At 67.5% G+C, this 16,186-nt stretch carries 14 protein-coding genes; 9 read left to right on the forward strand and 5 right to left on the reverse strand.

What is annotated here, in order from left to right:
• Window positions 1–308: 308 nt before the first annotated feature.
• Both ACWEVS_RS06295 and ACWEVS_RS06300 read left to right on the forward strand, forming a co-directional pair.
• A complete protein-coding gene (locus tag ACWEVS_RS06295; protein WP_452550224.1) occupies window positions 309–449 on the forward strand; it encodes a hypothetical protein in 141 nt (46 codons plus the stop codon).
• A gap of 265 nt (window positions 450–714) precedes the next feature.
• Window positions 715–1,104: a DUF6223 family protein gene (locus ACWEVS_RS06300; RefSeq protein ID WP_452550226.1), complete on the forward strand. Its 390-nt coding sequence runs from the start codon at window positions 715–717 to the stop codon at window positions 1,102–1,104.
• A gap of 360 nt (window positions 1,105–1,464) precedes the next feature.
• Here the strand turns inward: ACWEVS_RS06300 and ACWEVS_RS06305 are convergent, their stop codons facing one another.
• From ACWEVS_RS06305 to ACWEVS_RS06320, 4 genes are all read right to left on the reverse strand, one after another.
• Window positions 1,465–1,797, reverse strand: a complete 333-nt coding sequence (locus ACWEVS_RS06305) for a YnfA family protein (RefSeq protein ID WP_452550228.1) — start codon at window positions 1,795–1,797, stop codon at window positions 1,465–1,467.
• Between the two features lie 147 nt (window positions 1,798–1,944).
• Window positions 1,945–2,121 carry a hypothetical protein gene (locus tag ACWEVS_RS06310; protein ID WP_449914811.1) on the reverse strand — a complete coding sequence of 59 codons (177 nt, stop codon included), beginning with the start codon at window positions 2,119–2,121 and terminating at the stop codon, window positions 1,945–1,947.
• Window positions 2,122–2,688: 567 nt separating this feature from the next.
• On the reverse strand, window positions 2,689–5,451 hold the full coding sequence (locus ACWEVS_RS06315) for a DNRLRE domain-containing protein (RefSeq protein ID WP_452550230.1): 2,763 nt from the start codon (window positions 5,449–5,451) through the stop codon (window positions 2,689–2,691).
• Window positions 5,452–6,047: 596 nt separating this feature from the next.
• A complete protein-coding gene (locus ACWEVS_RS06320) occupies window positions 6,048–7,208 on the reverse strand; it encodes a serine hydrolase domain-containing protein (RefSeq protein ID WP_452550232.1) in 1,161 nt (386 codons plus the stop codon).
• Window positions 7,209–7,451: 243 nt separating this feature from the next.
• Here ACWEVS_RS06320 and ACWEVS_RS06325 point away from each other — a divergent pair, with 243 nt between their 5' ends.
• From ACWEVS_RS06325 to ACWEVS_RS06335, 3 genes are all read left to right on the forward strand, one after another.
• Entirely contained in the window at window positions 7,452–7,880 is a 429-nt protein-coding gene (locus ACWEVS_RS06325; protein ID WP_452550234.1) for a hypothetical protein, read from the forward strand.
• 96 nt (window positions 7,881–7,976) lie between these two features.
• Window positions 7,977–9,401: a serine hydrolase domain-containing protein gene (locus ACWEVS_RS06330; RefSeq protein WP_452550236.1), complete on the forward strand. Its 1,425-nt coding sequence runs from the start codon at window positions 7,977–7,979 to the stop codon at window positions 9,399–9,401.
• 32 nt (window positions 9,402–9,433) lie between these two features.
• Entirely contained in the window at window positions 9,434–10,264 is an 831-nt protein-coding gene (locus tag ACWEVS_RS06335) for a MerR family transcriptional regulator (RefSeq protein WP_452550238.1), read from the forward strand.
• An 11-nt stretch (window positions 10,265–10,275) separates the two neighbouring features.
• Here ACWEVS_RS06335 and ACWEVS_RS06340 read toward each other — a convergent pair whose 3' ends face one another.
• Window positions 10,276–11,565 (reverse strand): aminotransferase class V-fold PLP-dependent enzyme, encoded by a 1,290-nt coding sequence (locus ACWEVS_RS06340; RefSeq protein WP_452416511.1) that lies wholly within the window; start codon window positions 11,563–11,565, stop codon window positions 10,276–10,278.
• 717 nt (window positions 11,566–12,282) lie between these two features.
• Between ACWEVS_RS06340 and ACWEVS_RS06345 the strand changes: the two genes are divergently transcribed.
• From ACWEVS_RS06345 to ACWEVS_RS06360, 4 genes are all read left to right on the forward strand, one after another.
• A complete protein-coding gene (locus ACWEVS_RS06345) occupies window positions 12,283–13,350 on the forward strand; it encodes a PLP-dependent cysteine synthase family protein (RefSeq protein ID WP_452550240.1) in 1,068 nt (355 codons plus the stop codon).
• Window positions 13,347–14,594, forward strand: coding sequence for an MFS transporter (locus tag ACWEVS_RS06350; RefSeq protein WP_452550242.1), 1,248 nt, complete (start codon window positions 13,347–13,349; stop codon window positions 14,592–14,594). Before ACWEVS_RS06345 ends, ACWEVS_RS06350 begins: the two co-directional genes overlap by 4 nt.
• Before the next feature lie 267 nt (window positions 14,595–14,861).
• Window positions 14,862–15,542 (forward strand): DsbA family protein, encoded by a 681-nt coding sequence (locus ACWEVS_RS06355; RefSeq protein ID WP_452550244.1) that lies wholly within the window; start codon window positions 14,862–14,864, stop codon window positions 15,540–15,542.
• Complete coding sequence (locus ACWEVS_RS06360) at window positions 15,523–16,146, forward strand: vitamin K epoxide reductase family protein (RefSeq protein WP_452550246.1); 624 nt, start codon at window positions 15,523–15,525, stop codon at window positions 16,144–16,146. Before ACWEVS_RS06355 ends, ACWEVS_RS06360 begins: the two co-directional genes overlap by 20 nt.
• Window positions 16,147–16,186 lie beyond the last annotated feature (40 nt).

A 16,186-nucleotide genomic window follows, 5' to 3' on the forward strand; every position in this document is an offset into this window, starting at 1 on the left:
TTCTACCCGATGCTCCAGCAGGTCTACGCCGACCGGCTCAAGACCTGGGCCGACTGGCAGGACCTTTCGGCGGAAGCGCACGGCAACCTCGACCAGGAAGCTCGGTGAGCGCATCTGCCGGCCGCTCAGGCGGCGCATCCGGACGCCCGCGATCACCGTCGGTGCGGGTCTGGTTCAGCCTCATGGCACGGACAGCAAGCGCAAGGCGAAGGGCAATGGTCACGGCGCCGGCGGTTGCCGCGACGCACAAGGCGATGAAGGAATCGGGCACCCAGCTCATCAGCTGGCGCAACTCGACAAGCTGAACCATGCCGATCGAGGGCAGCGCGCCCGTCCCCGCCGGCGTGAACGGAGTTCCAGCGGCCGATCTCGTAGCATCGATCATCGATACCGAACTCACCGCCATCTTCACCGGTGAATGCCGCCAATACACCAGAGAGACCGCCTGAACCGCCGAGCCTATGCGGTGAATTTGCAGATCCCTGGGTTGCTGTGGTGATCGTCGTCGCGGTGTGACCCGGCCGGTGAAACAGCGCGCGCAGTGGGGCGCCAGGCCATCACCAACTGGCACGGGCCCGCGCCTACCGCGGACGCAGTAGATTCGCAGTTCGTGCGACATCTGCGGCAGGGAGAAGTGCCTCCGTCAGCAGGATGACCGGCGGCGGGTTCAGCGGACATAGTTCTGGCGTCCAGTCGTAGGAAGAGGAGCACCTCATGTCCGTCTTGTTCATGCTTGCCGCGCCGATCTGTACGACGCCGACAGAATGCGCGGGCCAGGGTGTAGATACCTTCCTCGGGACCCCTGAGCGAATCTGGGCCAGTGTGGCCGCACTGGTGGCGCTGGGCGCCGTTGTCATCGGCTGGCTGGCGCTGCGCTCCGGCCGTGGCATCGGCGACGGTTGGCGGAAGGGAGCCATCGTGGCGCTGGTCGGGGGCCTGACCGGCGCGGTCAACGGCGCGGTGAAGCTGGCTGTCGCCGACGGTGGTCTCGGCACCGGCAATGGAGTGTTCGGAGGCGCCTTGGCCCTGGTGCTTGGGCTGGTCGGTGCGGTCCTCGGCGGGCTGGCTCTGGCTCGCTCCCGCCGCACCGAGCTGAGCGGTTGACCGCAGCGAACAACCACGCGATGACCTGCACCGCAGCGTCATACGCCGTCACATCAGCACACGAACAAGCGCCCTGCTCGGAGGATCGATCCCGCACCAGGCGCTGAAGTCCCCTGTCTCATGGGGTAATGGCGTGTCCGAGGGGGGTCAGGCAGATCACGTTGATCAGCGCGTTGATACGGCGGTCAATCTTCAGATACAGGGTGGTGACTGCCAGCGGGCCCTTGAACAGGCAGGCGGCCACCCGGCGGGTGCGGCCGATGGCGGCCCCGCTACCTGCACCGCGATGGCGGCGCCACCTTCACCCGCCCGCTGCCGCGGTCCTCGGGCCGAGGAACCGCCTCCGGGTGCCTCCGCGCATCAGCTGCGCGGCGCGTACATGATGACCAGGACACCGGCCAGGCAGATCAGCGAGCCGATGACGTCCCAGCGGTCGGGGCGGAAGCCGTCGGCGATCATGCCCCACAGCAGGGAGCCGACGACGAACACGCCGCCGTAGGCGGCCAGGATGCGGCCGAAGTTCGGGTCGGGCTGGAAGGTGGCGACGAACCCGTACAACCCGAGGGCGATCACACCGGCGCCGATCCAGATCAGGCCGCGCTGCTCGCGCACGCCCTGCCAGATCAGCCAGGCGCCGCCGATCTCGAACAGCGCAGCCAGGGCGAACAACAGGAGAGAACGGGCGATCGTCATGGCCGTCATTGCACCAGGCCGGGCCATGGCGCGCGGCGGCGGGGCCACCGGCGGAGACGAGCACTGCCCGCGGGGACCGCTGCCTGGGAGGCTCCGGTGTCGGGGGCGGGATGGGCGTGTACAGCCGAATATTGACGGCCATGAATATCAGCAGGGGGTGAACGTCAGGTGGACGCGCCCTCCGCACCAGTCGCCGCGCTCCGGCGTTCCATACACCGGCGGGGCGGCGACCCGGCCGAGGACGTCGCCGTGGTCGGGGGTGAGCCTGATGGTGCTGCCCGCGAACCCCGCCCGCTGGACCCGACTGGCCGATGGCCTCAGCACCGGTACCGGTTTCAGCCTCGAACCGCCATGGCCTCAGCCTTCGAAACTCTCTGACCGTTCTCGAGCCTGTCATACGCAATCCGAATACGGCGCTCAGCCGTTCCGGTATGGTACGGCCGCGGATGCGCGAACGCACCCGCGGCCGTACCATCACCTGTTATCGCCTGGCGATCTCCCGCTGGTCTGCTCGGTCTATCACGGGCCGCTCCGAAAGAGGCCGCTTCAGGTGCAGGTCATACTTGTAGTAGTACGCCATAAGGTTGGAGCTCATTCGTTCCTGCCATGGAAACAATGGCTCACAGGTGTCACTGACCTTGATTCCTATGGTCACCTTCGTTGCCGACTCGGATACGACCGTGTCCGTGATCTTCTCGCAGAATGTGCCATCTTCCGCGGGGGCCCCGAACGTGAGCGTGGCAGTCAGTGTGCGTCCGTCGGGGGCAACCGCGACGGAGTCGATGCTGTGCCAATCCGCCTGGCCTCCGCATGCGCTCAATAGAAGGGCTGCTGGAACGAGCGCGATGCCTCGCAAGCCGTAGCGGGATTTCGTCACGGGGCTACCTCGGTCTAGTCGAGTTTCCGCTTCTTGATATCGCCACCGAATGCGGCATATGCATACCATATATCCGTGGAGTAGTTCTTGCAGCTCAAGAGGATATTACTGTTCGCCTGATCGCGTCCGCCGCTGATGATGCCCTTGGCCACCACATCCCCTACGCTCGGATAGCCGGGCTGGATGATGGTGTAGACGGGTCCGCCGGAGTCGCCTTGCTGGCTGCATACCCCGTCCTTGGATCCCTCGAAGACGTTCTCGACCCGCTCGACCGTCGGATCAGTGGGGGAACTCCGGTACTCGGCCGACGTCCTGGCGTTCTGGACGACCCAGCCGCACAGTTCGCCCTTCTTGTAGCCGCCGGTGCAGTAGCGGTCGCCCTTGCGAGGGCTGCGGGTCCATTTACCGACGACCTCTCGTTTGGTCGTGGACGTGGGACCACCGGAGAAAATGGAGGCGGTGTGCACACGTGTTGTCAGCTTCATGCGCGCCAGGTCCCCATACTTGCCGGCGTTCGCCGGGTAGGGGATGGTGCCTACGTTGTTGCGATAGTTGGTCCCTGCCAGGTCGCCGAGCGTACCGGAATTGTCGGTCAGCCTTGCCGCCCCGGCGGGGGCCGTACCGTCCGGGAGGCAATGCCCGGCAGTGATGTAGTAGTTCTGGGACGCCGTGCCCCAGGCGAACCCTGTCGAGCAGCCACCGGCTGACGTCAGGTATCGGCTCCCACCGTTGATGTACAGGTCGAGATCACCGATCGTCTCGCCGACGACCCCGTCTTTCAGGCGGCACTCACGCTCCTTACCTTGCGCGTCCAGGGGGCACTTGTCCTCGGCCGCAGCATGCTGGACCAGGGGGATCGGACGCTCCAGGCCGGACCGCAGCCAGATGGAGACCGCGGTGACTCCGTAGCGTTGCGCCAACGCCAGCCGCAGCTGCGGGCTCACTTCCGTGGCCTGCAGCATGACCTGGTTCCGTTCCGGCCAGAGGCTGGCGGCCAGGATCTTGTCTCCGCCGGGGAGTTCGGCATCGAGATTGAGCACTTCAGCCATGATGGACCCCAGCTTGGCGGCACTATGGGGCACCATTTGGACGTTCGGGCTGAAGGTGAAACCTTCGGTTACGCCTGGGACACCGTCGCCATCCGCATCGGATTCGGCGCTGCCCTCGAACTCGCCGGAGACAGTCCAGTCAGAATCACCGTTGCTGAGGTAGGCCGTTCCCGAAACCGCCTCCGCGGCGATGCTCTGACCTTCCGCAGTCACAGCCGGTATGTGCACCGCTCCTGTCACCATGTCGACGAGAGGCGTCGCCAGCGCTGACGAATGAGCGGCCACGCGGGTGTCAGCCACGTCCAGGGCATGAGCTTGCGCCTCAGCCATCGGCAGGGAATCGCGTTGCCACCGGTCGGGGGCGGTGAAGACCTCGACCCCGTCGCTTCCGGCGGGGTTCACGATCGTCGGACCGCCGAAGCTCTGGTACGTGACCGTGAGCTTGGGCGTCGCCTCCGCTGTGCCGTACTCGGAGGATGCGAACCCACGGTAGTTGTCGTCAGGACTGCTCTCGTCCGGCGTGCGCAGTTCGAGCCCGTAGTTGGGCGAGTGGTTGGCCCAGCTGCGGACGATGTCGGTGATCGGCCACTCCAGCCGACCCTCACCGCATTCAGTCGAGTAGGCCTTCCTCACCGTCACTGCGCCTTCGAGGGTGGACGAGGGAGTGTTGTCCCAGGTGAGATTGTCCTTGTCCCACGCGCTGGTCACCCGACGAACCTGGATGCCATCCCCCACGATGTCGCCGCAGCCCGGAGCCTCGGTGTTCAACATCGACAGCTTGGCGTCCACCACGTCTTGGCTGGTGATGGCTGTGGCGTTGAATCGGAGGTAGGTCCGGTTGAGGATGCCGAAGATGGATCCGGCGGTGAGGAAGGGACGGGCGGGGTCGGCAAGCTGACCATCGTCGGCCACGTCCACGTCGGCGTCCAAGGACAGCGTGAACGCCGAACTGATGATGACAGGGTACGCGGTCGCGGGATCGTCGAGGAAATCCTGGTCGGGCGTGATGACGAGTTCTTGCTGACCTTGGGCGTCGTTCACTGTGGTCTTGACCCGGCCGGGCTTCCTGGCGGCGATTCCAGCCTTTTTGCCGTCGGAAGGTCTGGTGGTGATGCCGGCCTTGAAGGCGCCCGCGACCTTGTGCCGTGACGAATCGACGAGTTGAATGCGCCCGTCCTTTTCCGATTCGAGTCTCAGGCCACTGGCCTGTACCGGCAAGGCCAGTTTCACGGGGTGCGACATTCTCTCCCGGAGCACGACTTCCTGGCGATAACCGGTGGCGAGGGCTGTGAGGACGAGGTCCGCGCCGGGGCCGGCAGCATCCCGGTACGTGGCCCTGTTGCCGGTGATTTCAGGAGCGGGGAGAGCGTTCGGCCAGTTCAGGCTGATCGACTGGTTCTTGTTCGGGCTGAACTTGGCCAGGGGCTTCTCGGTGCCCCCTGGAGAAATTTCGAGACCAGCTTTCGCGACCTTCGGTTGGAGAACGCCGTTCCTCTTCACAAGGGTGGGGTCGACCCACGCCCATGAGCCGGTCGCCTGCTTGATCCGAACGGGTTGGGACCATGTCTCGATGGTCATACGTCCATCGGGGTGCTTCGTGGCGCGCATTGTTTCGGTTGCGGCGCCGAGCATCTCCACAGGATGATCGGGGTTTTCATCGACGAGATTGGTGGTTTTCGGAGGCTCTGCGGACGCCACTGGGGGCTGAACCGCAATGAACCCGCTCACGATGAGTGCGGATCCTGTAGCAATTCGTAACCGCCGACTTTGACGTCCCGATAAGAAGCTTTGCACGTAACCGTCCTCTCGACATGATCAAGTAGGCGCGGTCACGTTACTTTGTCTGACGACAAGTCATCAAGAGTTGTGTCAGCGTGAGGTTGATGATAGGGACGCCGGGTTGTTCTCCGTAGACGCGCTACTTTCGTGTCGTGAGCCACATGGCGGCCCGACTTGCCCGTTACCAGCGGAAACGTGATGACCGGCCTTCCTTGTTCGATCCGGTTGGTTACGGCGTCTACGGCTCTCTACCGCTGATCGTTCCCCATATGTTCCCTCAGGGAATCGGCATCGAGTCGCATCCCGGATGCGTTCCCGTCGCCGCCGTTTCCTGGCCATGGACGCATTTGGTGTAGACCCACAGGGTCTGCACCGGCCCGGCCACTGGCGGCCAGGGAGCGGAACGCCGGCGTCAAGCCACATGGGGACAGCCGCATGCCGGAGGTCGTGTCGAATGACCGAAGTGTTGTCGCCCAGCGGCCGGCTCGTTCGCGGGAGGAGTCATGCGAACGAGCCGGTAGCCCGTGGAGAAGCCGGTGCGGGCCCTACTTCTGGGCGCAGAGCAGGGCGTCGAGGGTGTCGTCGACGCGCTGGGCGGCGGCGTCCGAGGTCGGGAGTGCGGTCACGGTGAGCGTCGCTGTCCGGCCGTCCTCGGTGATGCCGTTGCGGGTCTCGTAGCCGGGGATGTCGCCGCCGTGGCCCCACGCGTGACCGCCGCAACTCAGCTTGATCTTCATCACGCCGAGCCCGTACTCCCAACCCGGCGGGAGCGCCTTGGCCTCGATCGTTCGCTTCATCTCCTTTAGCTGGGCCGGCTTGAGGAGCTTGCCGCCCATCAGCGCGTTCAGGAAACGGGTGATGTCGCGTGGGGTGCTGATGAGGTTGCCGGCCGTCCACCCCCAGGAGGGGTCCATCCGGGTGTATTCCACGAGCTCTCCGCTCTTGTCGGCGTGGTAGCCGTTCGGGTGGTCGCCGCGGATGGTCTGCTCGCCGACGCCGGGCCAGTAGGTGTCCCGCAGGCCGAGCGGCTTGATGATCCGGTTGGTGACCTCTTCTCCCATGGGCCGGCCCGTGACCTTCTGCACGATCAGGCCGAGCAGGACGTATCCCGTGTTGTTGTACTGCCAGGTCTTGCCGGGGGCGAACTGCGGCTTCTGCCCAAGGGCTTTGTCGATCAGGTCCCGTGGCTCGAAATAGGTGTGCCGGGCGCCCGTCACCGTCGGGAACCCCGTGTACTCCGGCAGGCCGGAGGTGTGCTGCAGCAGCTGGCGGGGTGTGATCTCGCGGCCGTCGTTGCCGTTGTCACGGACCACGCCGGGCAGGTACTTCTCGACCGGCGCATCCAGGTCGATCTTGCCCTCACCGGCCAGTTGCAGGACGACTGTGGCGGTGAATGTCTTGGTGTGGCTGCCGATGCGTACCATCCCGTTGACGGGCACCTTGGCCTTCGTCTCCAGGTCCCCCACTCCGGCGGTGTAGTCACGCACCCGCCCGTCGCGTCCCCGCACCGCGGCGACGACACCGGGGAAGTCGCCGGTGCTGACCAGCTTGTTCAGGCTCGTCTGTACGACGTCGTCGGGACTGGTCCGCGTAGTGGCGCCGGCGGCAGCCGTACCCAGACCGAGGGTGCCGGCGGCTACGGCTCCTACGGTGACCAGGGCCAGCAGACGGGTGGACGCTGGTGACATGGCGGGAAAAAGACTCATCAAGGGACTCCCTGCTGGATGACGACATGTGACGCTGCCCAGCATGTCGGCGGACGTACGTCACGATCGATCCCGCATACCCGAATTGTCGGTTATGGCTAGCCCTACCGTCGTCAAGCTTCGACGCCCCCTCATTCGCGACAGCGTGTAGAGGAAGGCGTTCAGCCAGTAGAACGGCGTCCAGCTGTCGGCGGTGAACAGCCACACGACGCCCAGCACACCCCGCACCAGTGGCTCCGCGTGATGGCGGCGGCGACACCCGGCTGTGTGCTGCTGGAGCGGGTGATCCCCGCGCCGTTCGAGGTGGTGTGGGCGGTGGCCGCCGACCTGGAGGACGAGCTGCCCCGCTACCAGCCCGTCGTCAGGAGGTTCAGGGTCGCTCCAGGCGACGGCGACCGGCTCCCGGCCATGGCGTACGGCTGGCTGCCGATCCGCGAGCGCTTCGACGCCGTCCTGCGGCCTGGCTGGTGCTGGATGCAGAGCAGGTCCGTCACCTTCGGCCTGGCCGCGGTCCCGGTCAGCGGCGGAACCCTGCTGGCCCGCGCGGGCTCCACCCGCAGGCCGGGCCTGAAGCGGGTGCTCATGCCGATCCTGCGCTCGGCTCTGGAGAAGGAGCTCGACAGGTTCGAGGCGCGCGTGGACAGGCGACGCCCGCGCGGGCCGGCCTGCTGACGGGCCGGCCGCCCGCGAGGTGTCTCATCAGGCGCTTTCGGATTTTCGTGTTCCGGCTTGACCTTGCCCCAGGGTCAAGGTTCGACGATACTCCGCATGAACAACAACGCGCTGCACACCGTCGAAGCCCAGATCCACGACCAGGCCGCCGCCTACTGCGAGTCCAACGGCGTCCCCGGGTTCGTCGCCGGCGTCTACCACGCCGGTGAGCAGATCGTCGTCGCCCACGGCACCGCGAACGTCGCCACCGGCGCACCGATGCTCGACGACACCGGATTCCTCTTCGGCTCCGTCACCAAGGTCCTGACCACCACGCTGGTCCTCCAGCAGGTCGATCGTGGACTGCTGGACCTCGACACGCCGGTGGTGAAGTACCTGCCCGACTTCGCCCTGGCCGCGCCGGGCGCGGCGGACAGGATCCTGGTCCGTCACCTGATCGGCCACACCAACGGCATCGACGCGGACCTGTACTTCCCCGACGACAAGGGCCGCGACGCTCTGAAGGCCTACGTCGAGGGCCTCGCGAGCAGGTGCGGCACCCTGTTCGAGCCCGGTGAGCAGCTCAGCTACTCCAACGGCGGCATGATCGTCGCGGGCCGCCTGCTGGAAGTGGTGACCGGCCTGCCCTTCCACGACCTGCTCGCCCGCGAGGTCTACGCCCCGGTCGGCATGAAGGACTCCAGCACCTCCGCCGAGCAGGCCATCCTGCGCGGCACGGCGGTCGGCCACTTCCTGGACCCCGAGACCATGACGGCCAAGCCCACGACCATGTTCACGCTGCCCGACACCTGGGGACCGGCCGGCGGCACGCCGATCGGCACCATCGCCGACCTGCTGGCCTTCGGCCGCACCCACCTCGCGGGTGGCGTCTCCCCCTCCGGCACCCGCGTCCTGTCGGCCGGGTCGACCGCCCTGATGCAGCAGGTCTCGTACGACATGGACAGCCCGAACACCCCGCCGATGGGCCTGGGCTGGGTGCTGTACCCGTTCGGCGACACGACCGTCCTGGCCATGTCGGGCGCCTCGCCCGGCGGTGTCTCCCTCCTGTGCGTCCTGCCCGAGCACGACCTGGTCTTCGCCGCCTACGGCAACAGCCCGGGCGCGATCATGCTGCAGGACCAGCTCCTGCAATGGCTGCTGAGCGAGCACCTCGGCGTCCGGATCCCCAAGCTGGTCACCGAACTGCGGGAGGACGTCGACCTGACCCCCTACGTGGGCACCTACCGCTCCAACCAGCTCCGCATCGACGTCAGCATCGTCGACGGCCAGCTCGAGGAGCGCACGACCTACGAGCCGGCGGACGAGTCGCAGGAGCGGATCTTCACCGAGTTCGCCGGCGGCATGACCTCGGGCCCGCCGCAGCGCTACGTGCCGATCCGGCCGGGCCTCTTCGCACCCGCCGGCTACCCGCTGGAGGCGTTCGACGGATACCTGCGGCTGCTGCTCGTCTCCTACCACGACGTCCGCGACGGCCAGGCGCGCTTCCGCAACGGCGGCGGCCGCCTGACCCGCCGGGCCTGACCGCTCCCCGCCGGGGTGGAAGGATGTCCGGCATGCTCACGATTGGCCAGCTCGCGGACTACGCCGGAGTGACCATCAAAGCCATCCGCCATTATCACGAGCGCGGTCTGCTCACCGAGCCCGACCGCGACTCGTCCGGCTACCGGCGCTACACCGCCGAGCACGCCGTCAAGCTCGTCAAGATCAGGACGCTGGCGCACGCGGGCGTGCCGCTGGCCCGTGTCAAAGACCTTGTCGACGCCGACCCGGACACGCTCACGGCAGCCATCGCGGAGATCGACCACAACCTCCACGACCGCATCGCGCAGCTGCGGCGAACCCGCGATCAGCTCGCCCAGCTGAGCGGCGGCGACCGGCTCTTCGTCTCCCCCGAAGTCGCCGATTACCTCGACGATCTACGCGAACTCGGCGTCAGCGAGCGCCAGGTGCACCTGGAACGCGACGGCTGGATCCTCATGCAAACAGCCTCGCCCGAGGACGCCTGCGTGTGGATCACCGAGAAACGCGAGCTCATGAGCGATCCCGAGTTCCGCGCCCTCTACCTCGAACATGACGCCGCCTACGACTGGTCGCCGAGCGATCCCCGCCTGCCCGCCCTCGCGGACCGTACCCGGAACTGGTTCGCCGGGCACCACAGCCCCTCCGAGACCCGCCCCGTGCACAACGCGACCATCGCGCGGCTGGCCGCGCAGTCCCAGCCCGGAGCCTCATCCCCGGCGTGGGACCGCCTCGCCCGGCTCATGGAGGGCTCGCCCTCGCCCGGTTCGCCGGGACGAGGCCACGACGACCCGGGCGAAGGTCGGATCGCCGCCTCGTCCCGGGTCCGTTCCTGGTCCTGCGAGGCCGGGTCGAGCGAGGTGTGAGCGCCCGCTGATCACACCCGCATGCGCCAGGCGATGTCCCGCAGGGCGGCCGCGAGGCGATCCACGTCGTCCGTCGAGGTGAACAGTGCGGGGGTGACCCGCACGCAGTCGCCGCGTGTCACTCCCCCGCGCTGGACCGTGAAGATGCGATAGGTCTTCATCAGCGTGTCGGTGATGGCCACGTTGTCGGCCTGCGAGGTGCGGCCGGAGATGCGGAAGGCGGTGATGGTGCCGTACATCTCCGGCTCCTCCGGGGTGAGGATCTCCAGGTTGGCGATGTCTTTCACCTGGTTGACCCACCGCTCGCGCAGGTGGCGGAGCCGGGCCTGCTTGACCGCGGCGCCGAGGGACTCATGAAAGTCCAGTGCGGCGTCGACGGTGAGGATGGGCGCGACGTTCATGGTGCCGGAGTGGACGCGGGAGCGGATGTCGGTCGCGGGGAAGGTCTCGTCGGCGTAGAGACGGTCCATATCGGGCAGGCGATGCTTCCTGATGTAGAGGAAGCCTGATCCGAGGGGTGCGCTCATCCACTTGTGCAGGGAGAACACGGCGAAGTCGGCGTCGAGGTCGGCGATGGTGAAGTCGAGCTGTCCCCAGGAGTGGGCGGCGTCGACGATGACGTCCACGCCCGCCTGGCGGGCCATGGTGACGATCTCCCGCACGGGTGTGACGAGCCCGGTGCGGTTGTTCATGTGGCTGAGCAGGAGCAGCTTCAGGCCGGGGTGGTCGCGCAGGGCCCGTTCGTAGGTGTCGAGCACCGCCTGCCGGGTGGCGGGCTCGGGGATGACGATCTTCGCCAGGGACACCCTGCGCCGCTCGCGCAGCCAGTTCATCGCGTACTGCCCGCTGTGGTAGTCCAGGTCGGCGTACATGACGGTGTCGCCGGGGCGCAGGCGGTTGTACCCCGAGACGAGGTTCTGGAGCGCTTCGGTGCCTCCCCTGGTGAGCGCGATCTCCTCCCGGGAGGCGCCGAGCAGGGCGGCGATGCGGTCGCGGACCAGGTCGGCGCGCGGCTTGTACTCGGTGCGCAGCAGGTGGGAGTTGTGCTCGTTGAGGTGGTCGACGTTGCTGTGGTAGGCCCGCCGTACCGGCTCCGGCATGATCCCGTAGTAGCCGTTCTCCAGATTGACGTAATCCGGATCCACCCTGAACTGCCGCGCGACGGCGCCCCAGAATCGATCATCACGGGCGAGCGCCTCGGGAGTCACCTCGTCCGGTACGGCAGGCAGCGCGGAAGCCGCTGTCCCGCAGACCGGCAGCGCACCCAATCCGGCGATCACATGTCGTCTGGACAGCGTCATGAAAGCATCTCCGTATACGTCCCAAGAATCAACCGCAGGGCGGCCGAAGCCCCCGAGGACAGCATTCCTTTCACTCGCGGACGGGGCGACACAAAGCGCTCACGTTTTGCGAAACTGTTTGTCTTCGCAGGGCGCGTCCTGCCCGACCCCGGGCATCATCGACAGTGATGACTGCGACACGATCAACCCGCTCAGGCCGACCCGCCGCCACAAGCGCCGGCCGGATAATGGCGCAGGCGTTGGTTGTCCTCGCCATGATCGTCGGAGTCGTCTTCGCCCATGGCGGAGCATGTGCAGCGCTGGTGTTGTCGGAGGCGGCCGCGCATGACGTGCACGGTCACTCGCACGCGAGTGCTCCGACCGCGACGGCGATCTCGCAGGTCACGGCATGTGCCCACGACGAACTCCCCGCGCGGCACCATCACGGCACGGAGCAGGACCTCTCGGTTCCGGCCGCCCCCTTGACGTCCTTCTGCCCGACGGGCGCGCCACCTTCGCCGACGCAGGCGGCCCGCGTTCTCCACGCGCCGAATTCAGGCACGACACAGTTCTCCAGGACGGCCCTGGCCGACCTCTGCGTGATGCGCGCATAGGACGACGATTTCTCATTTCGTCATTCCTGATCAGGGCAGGGCGGTCGCTTCGCCATGCCCGAACAAAAGCCGATCACCTGAGGGATAAATGCCGTCTCCACTTTCTTTCGCGCCACTCCTCACCATGCCGTCGAGTCCCTATTCCTCGCTTTCTGTCGCGGTCGGCAACACGCCGATCACCTTCGTTTCCGAACCCTTCGTACCGGGCGGCGGCGGCTTCTGGGCGAAGCTGGAGAGCTTCAATCCCGGCGGGATCAAGGACCGGCCCGCGCTGCACATGGTGCGCCAGGCCCGCGCCAGGGGAGACCTCGCTCCAGGGGCCACGATCATCGAGTCGACCAGCGGCACCCTGGGCCTCGGTCTGGCCCTGGCGGGAATCGTCTTCGGCCACTCCGTCGTGCTGGTGGGCGATCCCGGCATGGAGCCGCTCATGCGGCGGCTGTTGACCTCCTACGGCGTGCGCCTGGAACTCGTCACCGAGCCGCATCCCGTGGGCGGCTGGCAGGAGGCCCGCCGCGCGCGGGTGCGCTCCCTGCTGCGGGACACACCCGGCGCCTACTGTCCCGACCAGTACAACAACCCGGACAATGTCGAGTCCTACGCCGGGCTGGCGCATGAGCTGCTGGCCCGCCTCCCGCACATCGACGTGCTGGTGTGCTCGGTCGGCACCGGCGGGCACAGCGCCGGCATCTCCAAGGTGCTGCGCCACCACTTCCCCGACCTCAGGCTCGTGGGAGTCGACACCGTGGGCTCCACCATCTTCGGCCAGCCGGCCAGGCCGCGGTTGATGCGCGGGCTCGGCTCCAGCATCCATCCGCGCAACGTCGCCTACGACTCCTTCAGCGAGGTGCACTGGGTCAGCGCCCCCGAGGCGGTGTGGGCCTGCCGTACTCTCGCCGTCCAGCACTACATCTCCGGCGGCTGGAGCACCGGCGCGGTCGCGCTGGTGGCCCGCTGGCTGGCCGGCACCTCCGCAGGCCAGACCATCGTCGCGATCTTTCCCGACGGTCCGTGGCGCTACTGGGACACCATCTTCGACGACAGCTACTGCCACGCCAACGGGCTGCTCGACGTCGTCCCCGCGGACGAGCCCGACGTGATCGGGGCGCCGTCGGAGCGCGAAGTCCACCGCTGGACGCGATGCGCCGGCGTGACAGACCCGCTGCCGTCCTCCAGCGGAGGCGCACGGTGATCGAGACGCTGCGGCAGTTCCGCTCCTTCGAGACGCCGATCAAGCTGGTGCAGGTCAACCAGGCCGGCATCAACCTCGGCTTCTACATGCTCATGCCGTATCTGGCCCAGCATCTGGCGACCGGCGTGGGGCTGGCCGCCTGGACGATCGGGCTGGTCCTGGGCCTGCGGAACCTGAGCCAGCAGGGCCTGTTCCTGATCGGCGGCACGCTGGCCGACCGGCTCGGCTGCAAGCGCGTCATCATGGCCGGCTGCGCGCTGCGCACGCTCGGGTTCGCGCTGTTCGGCCTGTCGACCGCGCTGCCGGTGCTGCTCGCAGCCGCCGCCGTGACGGGCTTGGCGGGCGCGCTGTTCAACCCGGCGGCCCGGGCCTACCTGGCCCGGGAGGCGGGTGACCGCAAGGTGGCGGCGTTCGCCGTGTTCAATGTCTTCTACCAGGGCGGCATCCTGCTCGGCCCGCTCCTCGGCATCGTTCTGCTGAAGGGCGGCTTCACCGTGGTGTGCCTGTCCGCGGCGGCGATCTTCGCGGTGCTGACGGTCCTGCAGGGGATCTACCTCCCGGAACGGCGGGACACGGCCTCGCCGGCCAGGCCCCCGGTCTCTCGTGAGTGGCGACAGGCGTTCGGCGACCGGGCGTTCCTGGCGTTCGCCGCGGCGATGATCGCCTCCTACGGCCTGTCGTTCCAGATGTACCTGGGCCTGCCCCTGGAGGTGCAGCGCACCGGTGGTGGCGACGGCTCGGTGGCGGTGCTGTACGCGCTGTCGGCCCTGCTCGGGATCGCCGGCCAGGTACGGCTGACCGCCTGGTGTTCCCGCCGCTGGACCCGAGGACGGGCGATGAGCACAGGGCTCGTCCTCATGAGCGTGTCGTTCGTCCCGATGGCGGTGGCCGCGCACCTGTCGCTGCCGTGGCCCTGGGCCGTCCTGCCCGCCATCGCCTGCACGCTGGTGCTCACGGCGGGCACGTTGGTCGCCTACCCCTTCGAGATGGCCACGATCGCCGACATGGCGGGTGACCACCTGGTCGGCACCTACTACGGGCTGTACAACCTGCTGTCCGGTGCCGGCATCCTGGCCGGCTACCTGCTCTTCGGGGCCATGGTCGACGTGACGGCGTCCACCGTCTGGGCGAGCCTGCCGTGGACGGCGCTGACCGTCGTCGGCCTCGCCTCGGCGGCCGCCGTCAGGCGCCTGGCGAACCGCGACCGGCTGGCCGCCGGACGAGCGGCGGCGACCGCGACCTGACGTCGGGAGCGTGGCCGCCCCAGCCTCACAGGGAACGGTGGACCCAACGAGTCCCGCCATCTTCTACATTAGGTAGAAGTAACACTGAGCGAGCTCGACTGCCCCTGCAGCACAAGGCTGGGTCCCTTCGGCATGCCCTGGAGACGGCGTGCCTGGGACGTGTTCGGCGCCATCAGGTCCGAGCCGAGGTCGGGCACCGATGGCGGAGGGAGCGGCATGCCGGACTCTGAAGATCGAGTGGAAGCCCGCAGGGCGAAGGTCGAAGCGATGCGAGCCGAGGACCGGCGCAAGGAGGCGCGCACGAAGAACCTCGCCGTGTCGCTCTCCGTCGTCGGTGTCTTCCTGGTGGTGGTCGCCGCCATGTTCGCCGTCAACCGCCTCGGTTCGGGCCGGACGAACGCCGTCGCGGCCGGCGAGTCCCAGCTCGTCCGCGCCGACAGCCACCGCCTGCAGACGGCCGCGGACGGCAAGGTCACCTTGGTGGAGTTCCTCGACTTCGAGTGCGAGGGCTGCGGCGCGTACTTCCCCGTCGTCGAAGAACTGCGCAAGCAGTACGCGGGCAAGGTGACCTTCGTCACGAGGTACTTCCCGATCAGCAGCCACTTCAACGCCGAGCGGGCGGCCCGCGCGGTCGAGGCCGCCGCCAGGCAGGGCAAGTTCGAGGCGATGTACCAGCGGATGTACGAGACCCAGAAGCAGTGGGCGGAAAAGCGGGTCCCGGCGGATGCCGTCTTCCGTGGCTTCGCCAAGGACCTCGGACTGGATCTGGCCGCATGGGACAAGGCGTACGACGATCCCGCCACTCTGGAACGGGTGAGGAAGGACGCGAAGGACGGCGAGGCGCTGGGCGTGCAGGGCACCCCGACGTTCTTCCTGAACGGCAAGAAGATCGAACCCCGCTCGTCCGACGAGTTCAAGGCGGCCATCGATGCGGCGCTCGCCGGCTGACACCGCGGCCGCCCCGGCCGCCCGCACCCCTGCGGAGCACGACGATCCGTATCCCCTGCTGCTGCCGCGACTTCTGCTGGTAGGCGGCGCGCTCGGTCTCGTCGCGGCCTTCGTCCTGGCCGTCGAGAAGATCGCGCTGCTGAAGAATCCCGCCTACGTGCCCAGCTGCAGCATCAACCCGGTCCTGTCCTGCGGCTCCGTCATGAACACGCCGCAGGCCGAGGCGTTCGGCTTTCCCAATCCGCTCCTCGGCGTCGCCGCCTTCGCCTGTGTGACCACCGCCGGCGCGGCCCTCCTCGCCGGCGCGCGGTTCCGGCGCTGGTTCTGGCTCGGGCTGCAGGCCGGGGTCACCTTCGGGGTGGTGTTCGTCCACTGGCTCGTCTACCAGAGCCTCTACGTGATCGGCGCGCTCTGTCCCTACTGCATGGTCGTCTGGGCGGTGACGATCCCGCTCTTCTGGTACGTCACCCTCCACAACCTCCGCCGGCACAAGGCGGCCAGAGCGCTGGCCGGTTACCACACCACCGTGCTGACCGTCTGGTTCATCGCCGTCATCACCATGATCGGCATAAGGTTCTGGTCCTACTGGAGCACCCTCATCTGATGTCCCTGCCGCGGCTCTCTCGACCCACAGCCGCGTTCGT

It is taken from the genome of Nonomuraea sp. NPDC003754, from assembly GCF_053605785.1.

Coding starts and splice junctions, on each gene's coding strand:
- ACWEVS_RS06295 (WP_452550224.1), top strand. CDS start 309: ATGCCGATCGAGGGCAGCGCGCCCGTCCCCGCCGGCGTGAACGGAGTT.
- ACWEVS_RS06300 (WP_452550226.1), top strand. CDS start 715: ATGTCCGTCTTGTTCATGCTTGCCGCGCCGATCTGTACGACGCCGACA.
- ACWEVS_RS06305 (WP_452550228.1), bottom strand. CDS start 1,797: ATGACGATCGCCCGTTCTCTCCTGTTGTTCGCCCTGGCTGCGCTGTTC.
- ACWEVS_RS06320 (WP_452550232.1), bottom strand. CDS start 7,208: ATGAGTCTTTTTCCCGCCATGTCACCAGCGTCCACCCGTCTGCTGGCC.
- ACWEVS_RS06325 (WP_452550234.1), top strand. CDS start 7,452: ATGGCGGCGGCGACACCCGGCTGTGTGCTGCTGGAGCGGGTGATCCCC.
- ACWEVS_RS06330 (WP_452550236.1), top strand. CDS start 7,977: ATGAACAACAACGCGCTGCACACCGTCGAAGCCCAGATCCACGACCAG.
- ACWEVS_RS06335 (WP_452550238.1), top strand. CDS start 9,434: ATGCTCACGATTGGCCAGCTCGCGGACTACGCCGGAGTGACCATCAAA.
- ACWEVS_RS06340 (WP_452416511.1), bottom strand. CDS start 11,565: ATGACGCTGTCCAGACGACATGTGATCGCCGGATTGGGTGCGCTGCCG.
- ACWEVS_RS06345 (WP_452550240.1), top strand. CDS start 12,283: ATGCCGTCGAGTCCCTATTCCTCGCTTTCTGTCGCGGTCGGCAACACG.
- ACWEVS_RS06355 (WP_452550244.1), top strand. CDS start 14,862: ATGCGAGCCGAGGACCGGCGCAAGGAGGCGCGCACGAAGAACCTCGCC.
- ACWEVS_RS06360 (WP_452550246.1), top strand. CDS start 15,523: ATGCGGCGCTCGCCGGCTGACACCGCGGCCGCCCCGGCCGCCCGCACC.